This window comes from Neobacillus massiliamazoniensis, assembly GCF_001048695.1.
Taxonomy (GTDB): domain Bacteria; phylum Bacillota; class Bacilli; order Bacillales; family Cytobacillaceae; genus Neobacillus; species Neobacillus massiliamazoniensis.
On the sequence record NZ_CVRB01000001.1, the window covers coordinates 1,676,986 to 1,692,045 of the forward strand.

Annotated in this window: 12 protein-coding genes; all 12 read left to right on the plus strand. The window is 39.3% G+C overall.

Going from position 1 to position 15,060, the window contains the following annotated elements; all coding sequences use genetic code 11:
* Window positions 1-23: 23 nt before the first annotated feature.
* The gene (locus BN1082_RS07920; RefSeq protein ID WP_090632983.1) at window positions 24-2,156 is read left to right on the plus strand and encodes a sigma 54-interacting transcriptional regulator; all 2,133 of its coding nucleotides are present in this window, start codon (window positions 24-26) and stop codon (window positions 2,154-2,156) included.
* A 197-nt stretch (window positions 2,157-2,353) separates the two neighbouring features.
* Window positions 2,354-3,847: an aldehyde dehydrogenase family protein gene (locus BN1082_RS07925; protein WP_090632985.1), complete on the plus strand. Its 1,494-nt coding sequence runs from the start codon at window positions 2,354-2,356 to the stop codon at window positions 3,845-3,847.
* A gap of 21 nt (window positions 3,848-3,868) precedes the next feature.
* Entirely contained in the window at window positions 3,869-5,242 is a 1,374-nt protein-coding gene (locus BN1082_RS07930) for a putrescine aminotransferase (protein WP_090632987.1), read from the plus strand.
* 42 nt (window positions 5,243-5,284) lie between these two features.
* On the plus strand, window positions 5,285-6,652 hold the full coding sequence (gene gabT, locus BN1082_RS07935; protein ID WP_090632988.1) for a 4-aminobutyrate--2-oxoglutarate transaminase: 1,368 nt from the start codon (window positions 5,285-5,287) through the stop codon (window positions 6,650-6,652).
* A 42-nt stretch (window positions 6,653-6,694) separates the two neighbouring features.
* Window positions 6,695-8,113 carry an NAD-dependent succinate-semialdehyde dehydrogenase gene (locus BN1082_RS07940; RefSeq protein WP_141650843.1) on the plus strand — a complete coding sequence of 473 codons (1,419 nt, stop codon included), beginning with the start codon at window positions 6,695-6,697 and terminating at the stop codon, window positions 8,111-8,113.
* Between the two features lie 201 nt (window positions 8,114-8,314).
* A complete protein-coding gene (locus BN1082_RS07945; RefSeq protein WP_090632991.1) occupies window positions 8,315-9,499 on the plus strand; it encodes a CaiB/BaiF CoA transferase family protein in 1,185 nt (394 codons plus the stop codon).
* Between the two features lie 13 nt (window positions 9,500-9,512).
* Window positions 9,513-10,721, plus strand: a complete 1,209-nt coding sequence (locus tag BN1082_RS07950) for an acyl-CoA dehydrogenase family protein (protein ID WP_090632993.1) — start codon at window positions 9,513-9,515, stop codon at window positions 10,719-10,721.
* 7 nt (window positions 10,722-10,728) lie between these two features.
* The gene (locus tag BN1082_RS07955) at window positions 10,729-11,052 is read left to right on the plus strand and encodes a DUF3870 domain-containing protein (RefSeq protein WP_090632995.1); all 324 of its coding nucleotides are present in this window, start codon (window positions 10,729-10,731) and stop codon (window positions 11,050-11,052) included.
* Between the two features lie 97 nt (window positions 11,053-11,149).
* Entirely contained in the window at window positions 11,150-11,827 is a 678-nt protein-coding gene (locus BN1082_RS07960; protein WP_176699691.1) for a helix-turn-helix domain-containing protein, read from the plus strand.
* Window positions 11,788-12,714, plus strand: a complete 927-nt coding sequence (locus BN1082_RS07965; RefSeq protein ID WP_245640357.1) for an IS3 family transposase — start codon at window positions 11,788-11,790, stop codon at window positions 12,712-12,714. The genes BN1082_RS07960 and BN1082_RS07965 overlap by 40 nt, the downstream gene beginning before the upstream one ends.
* Window positions 12,715-12,844: 130 nt before the next feature.
* Entirely contained in the window at window positions 12,845-13,975 is a 1,131-nt protein-coding gene (locus tag BN1082_RS07970) for an HAD family hydrolase (protein ID WP_090633000.1), read from the plus strand.
* Window positions 13,976-14,185: 210 nt separating this feature from the next.
* A complete protein-coding gene (locus BN1082_RS07975; RefSeq protein ID WP_090633002.1) occupies window positions 14,186-14,572 on the plus strand; it encodes a nucleoside 2-deoxyribosyltransferase in 387 nt (128 codons plus the stop codon).
* Window positions 14,573-15,060: the final 488 nt, after the last annotated feature.

Consider the following 15,060-nt stretch of genomic DNA (forward strand, 5'->3'; position numbering starts at 1 on the left):
TTAGAGGGAAGGGGGTTGAAATGATGTTTACCGTTGCAAATGAAAAAATAAAGCCGATTGAAACAATTTCAGTAGATGAAGAGTTTTTAATCCCGCAATTAAAAAAATCCAAAGAACCCTTTATTTTTTTAAAAAAACAAGGACAATTATTTGCTTATGCAACATTGAATAATCAATTGCTTAATAAGTTAGAAAAGGAAGGCGCTTCAAAAGATGTTTTGCTTGAACACGCCAAATCCATAGAAAGTATTTGTTATCTAACGGAGGAAATTTCTCTCCCCGGCTTGTTCCAAATAATCGGTGAGCCATTTGCTATAAAAATCGATGAGAATGGAAAACCAATGGGATACATACTAAGGGAAGATGTCCTCGCTGAACTTTTGAAACAGGAAAATAAGAGTGTAGATTTACTTAAAATCCTTCTAACCTCGATTCCAATGGGGATTTTTGTTGTGAATAAGGAAAAGAGAATTATTAATTACAATGAAGCTGGTTTGGAAATGATTAAATCCACTGCTGAAAAGGTATTGAATGTTCCTGGCGAAATCATTTTTAGCGGTGAGCACATTAATAATGTATTTTCGACAGGAAAAACCTTCCTTAATCATCTTGAGTTTTTGAATGGAATCGGTGTCCTCGTCGATTACAGTCCAATTTTAAACTATAATGATGGAGTTGAAGGAATCATTATCGTTATCCAGGATTTGCCTATGGTTGAAGAGATGGCACTGGAAATTGAACATTTTAAGGACTTATATAAAGATTTAAATGCGATTTTATCCAGTATTTACGATGAGATCCTCGTCGTCAATGCCAAGGGAGAACTAATTAGATTCAGTGAAAAAATTATTCAGGATTTTTGGCAAGTCGAATTAAGCGAGATGATTGGAAAAAATATAATGGAGCTTGAGGAGCAGGGACTTTTTACACCCTCAGTCACAAGACTTGTAATTGAAAAAAGAAAAAAGGTTTCCGTTGTCCAGGAAACACGATCGGGAAGGAAAATCCTCGCTGTCGGAAATCCTGTATTTAATGAAAAAAATGAACTGGATCGAATTATCATCGCATCACGCGATATCACTGAAACAACAAAGCTAAAAAATGAATTACAGGAAATGAGGAAAATATCGGAGCAATATAAAAAAGAATTGGATGATTTTAAAAGCAAGGATCGTTTTTTAAAAAAGCTGATTTATTGCAGTCCCAAAATGGAGAAAATCATGAACCAGGTGAAAAAAATTGCAGCCTTTTCATCGACTGTTTTGCTCTACGGGGAATCAGGAGTAGGAAAAGAAGTCATTGCCCAGGCTATTCACCAATTAGGCAGGCGTTCCGATAAGCCATTTCTCAAATTGAATTGCGGTGCCATTCCTGATAATTTGTTGGAAAGTGAATTGTTTGGGTATGCTAGGGGTGCGTTTACAGGCGCCGATAAAAACGGAAAAGACGGATACTTTAAACAGGCGGATGGTGGAATTTTGTTCCTTGATGAAATTGGCGAGATGCCGTTGTATTTGCAGGTAAAACTCTTGCGAGTACTCCAGGAGCAGGAGGTTATTCCGATTGGAAGCACAACACCGATTCCGGTAAATGTACAAATCATTGCGGCCACCAATAAAAAATTAGAAAAAATGGTGGAGGCTGGAACCTTCCGCGAGGATTTATTTTATCGTTTAAACGTTATTCCGATTCACATCCCAGCGTTAAGAGAACGAACGGAAGATATTTCGCTGTTGGCCTTTCACTTTCTCCAGCAGCTAAATGAAAAATACGATCGTAATTATCACTTAACTCCTGATGCGATTAATGTTCTGGAATTTTATCCATGGCCAGGAAATGTTAGAGAACTGCAAAATATTATTGAAAGATTAGTAGTTACTGCTGATCATCCTGCTATTAATGCCGAGTTCGTCAGTGAATTTTTATCGACAAACTATGAGCATAAAAAATTGAAGCCTGTTGTAACTCGGGTAATTCCGCTTCAGGAAGCCGTCGATTATGTGGAAGAGCAGCTGATCGTGATGGCGATGGACCAATACAAAACGACCACAAAGGCAGCAAAAGCATTAGGAATCAGTCAATCATCTGTGAGTAGAAAATATCAAAAAATCTTAAGCGATAAACATATTCAAATGGAAGACTTTTCTTCTAGATAGCGACAAGCTGTTTCGGATTTTACCAATCTGAAACAGCTTTTTTAGTTTATAAAGTGATATGCACAATGAAATAAGGTATGCAGAAATGAATAGAATTTTATAAATAAATTAAAAAATTTGCAATTTTTTCAATGTTTCGCGATTTGGCACAGTTCTTGCATTATAAGTATTGAGAGGTATAAAAGGAGGACTGAAGAATGGTCGAGGTAAAAAATCGAGTAATCAATTTGAAGATGTATATTGATGGTGAATGGAAAGAATCCGAAAATCTAGAAACACGTCCAGTCATAAATCCTGCTAATGGGGAAATTATTTCATACGCTCCAGAAGGAACAATTGCTGATGCACGTGTAGCCATCTATGCAGCACGGAAGGCTTTTGAAGAGGGAGTATGGTCCGGTATTTCCGCCCAGGAAAGAGCCTCCTATTTATATAAAGTTGCAGACAAAATCGATGAATATGCCGATGAACTCACACAGCTTGAAACAATGGATAATGGAAAAACATTGAGAGAAGCGGGTTTTGATGTTGCTGATGCCGCTGCCTGCTTTCGTTATTATGCAGGATTGATTACGAAGCCTGATGGACAGACCTATCATGTAGCAGACCCAATGCAAGCAATGGTTGTCCGTGAGCCTGTTGGGGTTTGTGGACTCATCGTACCTTGGAATTTTCCACTATTAATGAGTGTTTGGAAAATTGCCCCTGCACTTGCTGCAGGAAATACCATTGTTTTTAAACCTTCTGAAGTGACACCGGTTACCCCGACAAAGTTGTTTGAAATCTTTGAAGAAGTCGGACTTCCAAAGGGTGTTGCCAATATGGTAATGGGTGCTGGACCTGTGGTCGGTAATGAAATCGCTTCCCACCCAGAAGTGGACATGGTTTCGTTTACTGGTGGTACGAAAACCGGTAAGCATATCATGAAGACGGCTGCCGACACGATGAAAAAGGTTTCGCTAGAATTAGGCGGTAAATCACCTAATATCATTTTTGCCGATGCAGATTTTGAAACTGCAGTGGATTATGCTTTATTTGGAATCTATGCAGGTGCTGGTCAAGTGTGTTCTGCAGGTTCAAGAATCCTTGTTGAAGAAAGTATATTCGATCAATTCGTTGATCGCTTTGTGGAAAGAGCGAAGAAAATTCAAGTTGGACCTGGAAATGATCCTTCAACGGAAATGGGGCCGCTTGTCAGCCAACAGCACTTAGAAAAAGTCCTTTATTACATTGACCTTGGAAAGCAGGAAGGTGCAACCATTGCATGCGGTGGAAACCGAATTACAAAGAATGGCTTAGATAAAGGCAATTTTGTTGAGCCAACAGTTTTCGTCGATGTGAAGCAAGACATGAGAATTGTGCAAGAGGAAATCTTTGGTCCTGTCTGCGTCATTCAAAAATTTAAGGATGAAGAAGAAGCGGTAAAGCTTGCTAATGGTACTGTTTATGGTCTGGCCGGTGGTGTATTTACAAAAGATGGTGCTAAAGGATTGCGGGTTCTTAAAAAGCTGCGTTCTGGTATTACATGGGTGAATTCCTATCATCCTACTTATAATGAAGCGCCATGGGGCGGCTATAAGCAAAGCGGAATTGGCCGCAGCCTAGGAACATTTGGTCTAGAGGAGTTCCAAGAAATTAAACAGATGAATATCAATTTGCAGGTAGAGCCAATTGGCTGGTTTTCAAATTAAAACATAGAGGAGGCCCATTTTATGAGTATTGATTTATCTCGAGAGGCAAAGAGTGAGCAAATGAAAAACGTGAGCGCATACATTGATAAGGTTTTAAGTTTAATAGAAAAAGAGGAAGTAACTACTGAAGAGGCAGCATGGATTACAAAGGAAACTGTTGATGGATTCCGCGAGAATGTGAATCCTGGATTTCTTTCTTATCGTAAAACGGTGACGAAGGACAGCCAATTTGCTGCGGTGGAATGGTCCGATACTGGTTCTTGCTTCAAAGATGTTAACGGTAAAGAATATATTGATTGTCTAGGGGGCTTCGGTATTTATAATGTGGGTCACCGTAATCCCAAGGTTGTGAAGGCAGTTACTGATCAGTTGAAACGCCAAGCACTTCATAGCCAGGACTTGCTTGACCCGCTAAGGGCAATGCTGGCAAAGATTTTAGCAGATATTACACCTGGTGATTTGAAATATTCCTTTTTTAGCAACAGTGGAACAGAAAGTGTCGAGGCTGCATTAAAGCTTGCTAAGATGTACAGTGATCGAACAACTTTCATTTCCACAACTCGCGCTTTCCACGGCAAAAGTCTTGGCGCATTGTCAGGAACAGCCAAAGGAATGTTCCGTAAACCATTCCTGCCGTTAATTCCTGGCTTCCGCCATGTTCCATTTGGCGATATCGATATGATGAGAAAAACGTTTGAAATCTGCTCGTCTGTTGGCGAAGATGTTGCTGCTGTTATTTTAGAACCAATTCAAGGTGAGGGTGGAATTATTCTTCCGCCGGAAGGTTACTTAAAACAAGTTCGAGAGCTTTGCGACCAATACGGAGCCTTGTTAATTTTTGATGAAGTGCAGACAGGAATGGGCCGGACAGGAAAAATGTTTGCTGCTGAATTATATGATGTCGTTCCCGACATAATCTGTCTTGCTAAAGCTTTTGGTGGTGGTGTGATGCCGGCAGGCGCTGTTGTGGCCAAAGAAGAAGTATTCAAGAGCTGGTTCCCGAATCCGTTCATGCATACGACGACCTTTGGTGGCAATCCGCTAGCTTGTGCAGCGGCCATTGCGACAATTGGAGTTCTAATTGAGGAAAATTTACCGGAAAGAGCCGCAGTTGTTGGAGAATATTTCCTTAAAGAACTGAAAGAAGCAGCAAAAGGACATGAAGATAAGGTTCTTGAGATCCGCGGCCAAGGCTTAATGATTGGGATTGAATTCCATAAAGATGAAATTGGCTACGATGTATCAAAAGGAATGTTTGACAACGGAGTCCTTGTGGCAGGAACTCTTATTAATTCAAAAACCATTCGCATTGAGCCAGCGTTGACGATTAGCTATGAAGAAGTAGATCAAGTCGTCAGTATCTTCAAAAAGGTGTTATCACAAGTAGAAGCATAAGACTAAATACATTAAGGATAATTTAGAAGGAGGAGCAGTAAATTGGAAAAAAAGTATGTTAAGCTCCAAACGGCGATACCAGGACCAAAATCAAAAGAAATTTTGGAGCAAAGAAATAAGTATGTTCCTAAAGGAATCAGCAATAATTGCAACTCCTTTGTGAAAAAGGCACAAGGTGCCCTTGTGGAGGACGTTGATGGCAATGTTTACATTGATTTTGCCGGTGGGATCGGAACTATAAATGTTGGGCATTCTCATCCGAGAGTCGTAAGGGCTCTCCAGGAGCAGGCAAGTCAATTTATCCACACCAGCTTTAATGTCATGATGTATGAATCATATATCAACCTTGCCGAGAAACTGGCTAAACTTGCACCGGGGGATTTCGATAAGCAGGTTGCCTTTTTTAACAGTGGTGCAGAAGCGGTTGAAAATGCTGTGAAAATAGCGAGAAAGTATACGAAGCGCCAAGGCATTATCTCTTTTACAAGAGGCTTCCATGGCAGAACGTTAATGACAATGACGATGACAAGTAAAGTAAAGCCATATAAGTTCGGCTTTGGTCCATTTGCACCTGAGGTGTACAAGGCTCCATATCCATATGTTTATCGTCGTCCTGAAGGAATGAGTGAACAGCAATATAGCGATATGATTATTGAACAATTTGAGCACTTCCTTCTTGCGGAAGTGGCGCCTGAAACTATTGCTGCTGTCGTGATGGAACCCATTCAAGGGGAAGGTGGATTTATCGTGCCTGACACCGCCTTTGTGAAACGGGTAAGAGAAATCTGTACGCAGTATGGAATTTTGTTTGTTGCCGATGAAATTCAAACAGGATTTGCTCGGACAGGAAAGACTTTCGCAATCGAACATTTTGACGTTGTACCGGACTTAATGACGATTTCTAAATCAATGGGTGCTGGGGTACCTATTAGCGGTGTCATCGGTAGAGCAGATATTATGGATGCAGCGGAAGTAGGGGAAATTGGCGGAACCTATTCCGGAAACCCGCTTGGCTGTCGAGCGGCACTTACGGTGTTGGATATCATTGAAAGTGAAAATCTCAATGACCGGGCTGTGAAGATAGGTGCTAGAGTGATAGAAAAAATGAACCTTCTTGCAAACCGTTTTGAGTGTATTGGAGACGTCCGCGGACTTGGTGCCATGATTGCCATGGAATTGGTAAAGGATCGACAATCAAAGACTCCTGACAAAGAAGGGGTTTCAAAAATTGTGAAAGCAGCAGGTGAGAGAGGGCTACTGTTACTTAGCGCTGGACTTCAAGGAAATGTTATCCGTTTTCTCATGCCATTAACGATTACAGATGATCAGTTGGAAGAAGGATTACAAATCCTTGAAGAGTCCTTTGAAGCAGTATATCTCAATGACCATGCCATTTCATCTGGGAGGTAGAACAAAATGGATACCATTAAGCAAAAATATGAAATCTATCCAATGTATCTTGATGGAAAATGGGTCGGCAGTGACTATGAGGTTTTGACTGAAGTAATAAATCCAGCCACAAAGGAAGTTTTAGGAGCCATCCCTACCGGAGGTGCTTTTGAAGCAGAGCAGGCTGTCGATGCTGCTCATAAGGCCTTCAAAACATGGTCGAAAAAAACAGCTGATGAGCGCTATCATCTGCTTATGAAATGGTTTCAGCTAATTGATGAACACAAGCATGAAATTGCAAGGATCATGACAATGGAGCAAGGGAAACCATTAAAAGAGGCGTTAGGTGAGGTCGTGTATGCCAATGGTTTTATTTCCTGGTATGCAGAAGAAGGGAAAAGGGTTTATGGTGAAACGATCCCCGCCTCCCATCCTAATAAACGGATTTTGGTTAGAAAAGAACCAATTGGGGTGGTTGCGGCCATTACACCATGGAATTTCCCTGCAGCCATGATTACAAGAAAGGTAGCTCCAGCACTTGCAGCAGGATGTACCTGTGTCGTAAAACCGGCCAATCAGACTCCGTTGACTGCATTAAAAATGGCTGAGCTTGCTCATGAAGCTGGAATTCCTGACGGTGTATTAAACGTCATCACCGGCAGATCCTCTGAAATTGGTGATACTTGGCTAAAGGATCCGCGCGTGACGAAAATTACGTTTACCGGTTCCACAGAGGTAGGTAAAACTCTAATGCGCGGTGCTGCCGAAAATGTTAAAAAAGTATCTTTAGAGCTTGGTGGTAATGCTCCATTCATCGTGATGGATGATGCGAACTTAGCCAAAGCGGCTGTTGGGCTTGTGCAATCAAAATTCCGCAATGCCGGTCAAACCTGTATTTGTACGAATCGTGTCTATGTCCAAGAAGGGGTTAAAGACGAATTCATTAAGCTATTCCAAGCCGAATTAGAGAAACTTAAGGTTGGTAACGGTCTTGAAGAAGGAACGGATATTGGTCCATTAATCGATCAATCTGCTTACAAGAAAGTAGAGGCACTAGTCAATGATGCGGTTAATAAGGGTGGAAAAATTACTTACAGCGGACTTAAACCTGCTGAAGAAAACGGCTATTTCCATGCCCCAATGATATTGACCGACATCGACGACGATATGGAATGTATGAAAGATGAGATTTTTGGTCCACTTGCACCAATCTCTATCTTCAAAACAGAAGAGGAAGTTATTGAAAGAGCAAATAACTCACGTTTCGGATTAGCTGCATATGTGTTTACAGATAATCTGAGCCGTTCCTTTAGAATAACTGAACAGCTTGAGTATGGAATCGTTGGTCTTAATGATGCCCTGCCTTCAGCCGTACAAGTTCCATTTGGCGGTTATAAGGAAAGCGGACTTGGACGCGAAGGCGGTCATTTCGGAATCGAAGAATTCCTCGAAGTAAAATATATTTCGATTGGGTTGGACTAATTGAGTTGACTAAAGGCGTAGCTGCCAAATTCGTTTGAACCTCCTTCCAGAGGTCAATCCACGAATCAAAGCCAGCGAAACTTTCAGTGCGTTTATTTGTCATTGATTGTGTTCGCTGGCTTTTTCCAAATTATTTCACTGGTGGACGTGGATCAAACAATTTTAATTGAATTACATTTTCATAAAAAAGGATGGAATTACATGCCAGGACCTTTGCATGGAATAAAAATAGTTGATTTGTCTCGTGTTCTCGCTGGTCCCTATTGCACGATGATTTTAGGTGATATGGGAGCAGAAGTAATTAAGATTGAAAATGTTGATACGGGGGACGAAACAAGAGGGTGGGGGCCTCCGTTTATGGATGGAGAGAGTGCCTACTACTTATGCGCCAATCGAAATAAGCAAGGAATGACCTTAAATCTAAAATCAGAAAAAGGCCTTGAAATAGTAAAAAAGCTTATTTCAGAGGCAGATGTTGTGGTACAGAATTTTAAGTCCGGGACTATGGAAAGATTAGGTTTGGGCTACGAGGAAATAAAGAAGATCAATGAAGGAATTATTCTTGCGTCGATTAGCGGTTTCGGCAATACAGGTCCTTACTCTCATCTACCAGGCTACGATTATATTGTTCAGGCAATGTCCGGTTTAATGAGTATCACAGGAGAACGGGAAGGACAGCCAACTAAGGTTGGTGTTGCAATTTCCGATGTCCTTACGGGCCTTTATACATGTATTGGAATTTTAGGAGCAATCCAGAATCGTAACAGAACCGGAGAAGGGCAGGTAGTGGATATCTCCTTATTTGATTCCCAACTCGCTTCGTTGGTGAATGTCGCAAGCAACTACTTGTGTTCAGGTCAAATCCCTGAACGGCTTGGCAACGCTCACCCAAATATTGTGCCATATCAATTGTTTCCGGCGAGTGACGGCGATTTTATTATCGCAGTTGGAAATGACAGGCAATATCGTAAACTAGCGATCCTCCTTGGGGATGAGACGCTGCTTGCAGAAAAATATGAGAAAAATTCTGACCGTTTGCTACATAAAAACGAGCTAATAAATAGAATTTCCTTGACGATTGGAACGAAATCAAGGGCTGAATGGAAACAACTGCTTGATGAAGCAGGGATCCCGAATAGTCCGATTTACAATGTAAAGGAAGCGCTAGAGTCTGATCAGGCCATTTCAAGGGAAATGGTCGTGAATGTCAAGCATCCTATCATCCCGGATCTGAAGCTTGTCGGCTCGCCATTAAAATTCTCAAAAACACCAGTAACCATTGATAGGCATCCACCTATTTATGGCGAACATACTGAAGAAGTTTTAATGAAACTTGGCTACTCCAAAGCTGAGATTGAAGAAATGAAACAAAACCAAATTATTTAAGGGGGAAATGAACATGAATTTTTCATTTACAGAAGAACAAAAAAGTGTCAGAAAGGTAGTAAGAGCATTCGTAGATCGTGAAATTATTCCTTATATTAAGGAGTGGGATGAGAAAGTACATTTTGAAGAAAATATTCTTAAACGCTTAGCAGATTTACAGCTCATGGGGGTATGTATACCAGAGGAATATGGCGGCGTTGGCATGGATTACAATACACTTGCAATCGTTTGCGAGGAGTTAGAACGCGGGGATACCGCTTTTCGTACTGCTGTTTCCGTTCATACTGGATTAAACAGCATGACTCTTCTCCAATGGGGAACAGAGGAGCAGAAGCAGAAATATCTTGTTCCGCAAGCAACTGGAGAAAAAATTGGTGCGTTTGGATTAACGGAACCGAATGCCGGCTCTGATGTGGTTGCAATGGAAACTACTGCTGTAAAAGCAGGAGACCACTATATTTTAAATGGATCGAAAACTTGGATATCTTTATGCGATGTGGCCGATCACTTCTTAATTTTTGCAAAAACAGACACAAAAGCTAAGCATCACGGCATTTCCTGCTTTATTGTCGAACGTACCTTTGAAGGTCTTTCTACTAAAGCGATTAAAGGAAAAATGGGTATTCGTGCAGGTAATACTGGGGAAGTATTCTTAGACAATGTAAAGGTGCCAGCTGAGAATTTGCTAGGTTACGAGGGTGAAGGTTTTAAAATTGCGATGTCCGCGCTCGACAATGGCCGATTCACTGTTGCTGCGGGAGCATGTGGAACCATTATGGCTTCGCTCGAAGCAAGTGTAAAATATTGTGAGGAAAGAAAAACATTTGGGAAAGAAATAGGCAAGCATCAGCTCGTACAGCAAATGATTGCAAAAATGTCGGCCAACTTAGAGATTTCCCGTTTACTAGTCTATAAAGCTGGCGAGTTAAAAAATAACGGCAAACGCAACACGCAGGAAACCTCATTGGCAAAATGGATTTCATGTGACGCTGCTTATGAGGCAGCAAACGACGCAGTGCAAGTTCATGGCGCTTATGGATTCTCAAATGAGTTCCCTGTCGAGCGTTATTTACGAAACGCCAAGGCACCTGTAATATATGAAGGAACAAGAGAAATCCATACGATCATGCAGGCAGAATATGCACTAGGATACCGCGAGGACAAAACTCTTAGAAAAATGCTTCCTGCCTGGCCATTTGCAGAAAGTCTCGTAAGAGGATAGGTGGAAAATGACAGGTTTAAAAACCCATTTCCTCGCAGGTCATTCTCGGCTACCTCAGGGAATGGCGGCTCAAAGTGTTTTTGACTCTTTGACCATCACGGTTGAGGTCGATAAAAAATATGGTGTCATTGTCGAATCCTCCTGTACGCTGGCAACTGAACATGGAAGATCCTATGTTCAGCATCTTCTAAAAGGACATAGCCTGCAGGATGGTATTGATGAAATCATAGAGATGTTAAAAGAAGGCTATCGGGGGAAAGCCGTTAACGCTTTAATCGCTGCAATAAAAGATTTAAATACTCAGTATATTAATTACGAGAGCTCTTTGTAAAAAATAGAAAAAGCCGTTATGCTTGAAAATGATATGCTCCCCTTAAAGTAGACAGATGAAAAAACAAAAATCTGTTGTTACTTTAGGGGGATTTTTTATGTCTAAAAGAAGTAAATATTCTTCTGAGGAAAAGTACCAAATTCTAATGAAATATTTAGAAGGGGAAATAAGCCCCAGCAGATTAATAAAGGAATACAAAATTTCTAATTCCACACTTCTCAGTTGGAAAGACAAATATGAATTATATGGTATTGATGGTTTAGAGGAATCACATGGATGGAAAGAGTATTCAGATGAATTAAGATTAAGTGCCATTCAAGATTATTTATCGGGGGCTTATTCGATATTGGAAATATGTAGAAAGCGTAAAGTAAGCCGTGGCGCTCTCAGAGTCTGGATAAAGAATTATAATAATCATAAGGAAACGAAGAATACTCATCGGAGGAAATCCCTTATGATTCAATCAAAAAAATTATCATTTGAAGAGAAAGTTGAAGCAGTTCATCTCTGTATAAAAAATGGACATAATTATTCAGCTGTAATAGAAAAATATCATATTAGCTACCAGCAAATATACAGCTGGACAAAAAGGTATGAAGCAGAGGGACCAGAATCCCTACGGGATCACCGGGGAAGAAAGAAACCTGTAGAAGAAATGACAGAACAAGAGAAATTAAGGATAAAGGTTAAGGAATTAGAAGCGAAAAATTATCGATTAGAAGTAGAAAATGCTTTATTAAAAAAGTTGGAGGAAATCGAAAGAAGGCGGTACTAAGCAGGGTTCGGAATGAAGTAGTTTATTGTGCTATACGCGAATTAAATGAGGAGAAGAATTGCCCTATTCATCTTCTTTGTTCATTATGCAAGACCAATCGATCTTCATACTATAAATGGCTTAATCGAAAAGAAACGGATCAAGAACGTGAAAATCGTGGTTTATTTAAAGAAATCAAAGCAATTTATCAAAAAGTGGAAGGAATTTATGGTTATCGAAGAATGACAATGAATCTTAACCGCAAAATGAATAAACATTATAATGCGAAAAGGATTCATCGTTTAATGAAATTAGTTGGATTACAAGCGAAGATACGACGGAAAAAGAAATGGGATCATCGTCCTTCAGATAATAATGTAGCAGATAATATCTTGAATCGGGAATTTACAGCAGCACATCCCAATGAAAAATGGGTAACCGATATAACAGAATTGAAATACGGAGAAGGCCAAAAAGCCTATTTAAGCGCTGTTTTAGACCTGTATGACAATTCTATTGTTTCCTATGAAATTGGACATCGAAATGATAATGAGCTAGTCTTTAAGACCATTAAGCGTGCTTTAGCTACGGCTACTTTAGAAGATGAAAAATTATTAATACATAGCGACCGTGGGTTTCAATATACATCAAATGGATTTAAAAAAATAGTCAAAAAAAAACATCTTACTCACAGTATGTCTAGAGTAGGAAAATGTATTGATAATGGATGTATGGAATCATTCTGGGGGACTTTGAAAGTAGAAAGATATTATCTTCATCATTATCAATCCTTTAAGGAACTTCAAAAGGATATAAAAAACTACATTCAATTTTATAACCAAGACCGTTTACAAGCTAAATTTAATGGCCTTAGCCCGATAGAATATCGAACTAAGGCCATTGCCTAGTTTTAGTTTTTGATACTGTCTACTTGACAGGGTGCAGTTCAAAAAGCTACGGCTTTTTTTAATTTAACAATTTATAGATACTGTGTTACGATAACGTATAAAAGTAAATTCGTAATGGGGGGCGGGATTGTTGGTTAAAACGATTTTATTTGACGTAGATGGAGTTCTCTTAAGCGAGGACCATTATTTTGATGCTTCTGCATTAACAGTTTGGGAAATGCTCGTAAGTGAGAATTATCTGGGTTTGTCACCTGAAAATTTTAAAACAGATTATAGCGAAGCCGAGATTAAAACCATTAGACAGCATGTCTTTGAAAGAAATGATGAGGTTCTAAAATTTATGAAATCCCGAGGCCTAAACGCCAACTGGGACATGATTTATTTATCATTCACACATCAACTAATCCACCTACTGTCACAAATTAAAGATAGAGAGTTTGTGAAAATAAAACAATGGTGTCAGGCACCCATTAATCGCGAAACGTTATTGGAGATAGGAAAGGTTTTAAATAAATATGAGGTAGAAACAGATTTCACTTTGTTTGTGAAGGATTTCGAGCGTTCTGAGGCTGTGAAACAGGAATTGCTTGGATACTTAAATGAACTTGTTAAGGAGAAGCTTGGGGTGGAAACGGACACTTTTGGAGGTAAGAATGAGCTTTGGTCCGTCTGTGAGCATGTTTCCCAGGAATGGTATGTTGGCGATGAACATGTCATTGCTTCAACTGGTAGACCATCTACGCAAACAGGCAAAAAAGGCTTCTTTGCAAACGAAACAACATTAGCTCCGAGAGAGATGATTGCTGAGCTTTTTGAATTTCTTAAAGACTCCGGTTATGAAATTGGAATTGGAACTGGCCGTCCGGCATTAGAGACGATTCAGCCATTTCAGCATTTAAACTGGCTAATATACTTTGATGAAAACAGAATCGTAACAGATGACGAAGTTGTCAAGGCGGAAAAAGAGCTTTCGGAAGGGAAATCATTATCAAAGCCGCATCCATTTACCTATATTGCTGCTCTTTATGGTAAGAGCACATCTGTTCAAGAATGCTTGCAAAAAACATTACCGCTGAAAAATGGAAATGAAGTCTTAATTGTCGGAGATTCTTTAGCAGATCTGCTAGCAGCGAGACAAATAGGCTGTCAGTTTGCAGCCGTTTTAACTGGTCTTTCTGGTAAAGATGCCAAAAGTGAATTTGAAAAGCACGAAGCGGACTATATTCTTGATTCTGTACTGGACATAAGAGGAATTTTATAAAACAACCATTATAATAATCTAAAGTATAAGACCAGATCACTCACATATCGATTTGGTCTTATTTTTTTCTGATAAATCTATTTTTTAAGAATCTTAAAGATGAAAAGTTTATTTAATGGACTAATGGTATACGAAATAAATTCGTTTAAGGTTTGTTAAACAGTGTTTTTTGGTTACCTCTGACATTAAATGTTGAAAGTAGGATAAAAAATGAAGTTTTATATTGCATCTGGTTTTAATAATAAAGATTCAGTTAGGTACGTTAGCGAAAAGTTAAAAGACAAAGGTTATCTTCATACATATGATTGGACTAAAAATGAAAGAGCATCAACAATAGATGAACTTAAAGAAGTTGGTCAGAAGGAGAAAAGTGCTGTAATTGAGGCCGACATATTAATAGTTTTATTACCAGCAGGAAAAGGGAGTCATATTGAATTAGGTATTGCACTAGGACAAGGCAAAAAGGTTTATCTTTATTCACCAACTGAAGAAGTATATAACTTTGAAACAACAAGTACATTTTATCATTTACCAGGGGTCGAAATATTTATTGGAAAATTAGATGAGTTAATTGAAGTGGTGTCTTCCCGACGATAATTTAAAAAAATTGGAGGCCAAAATGAATACAAGTTTAAATAATGATTGGAATTTCGAAGTGATGGAAAAACTCAGTAACAAACTTCATCAAATATTAAAAGAGGCATATTAAATTGGAAATTATTTGTGATTACATTGACTTAAATGATTAAGATATAATCCAAATAACACTTGGTAAATAGTTCTGTTACCCTCTTACCCCATAATATTTAAGTGGACCTACGAATGGTTTAGATGAAAACGAGATGTTTTCGGTTGAGGTTGTTATTGGAGGTATTGAATGAATAAGATTTTAAGTGCAATTATTCGCGCATTATTTGCACCGGTCAATGCCAAAAAGGGAGCGGTAGGAAGCTCACTTGGTATCATTTTAGGTTTAATGCCATTGAATGGGGCAGGAATTCCGCTTTTATTTGCGCTATCTATTTTGTTTCGGCTTAATATTATGGCCATCCTATTGGGCATGATCATCGTCATCTTTATTCCAT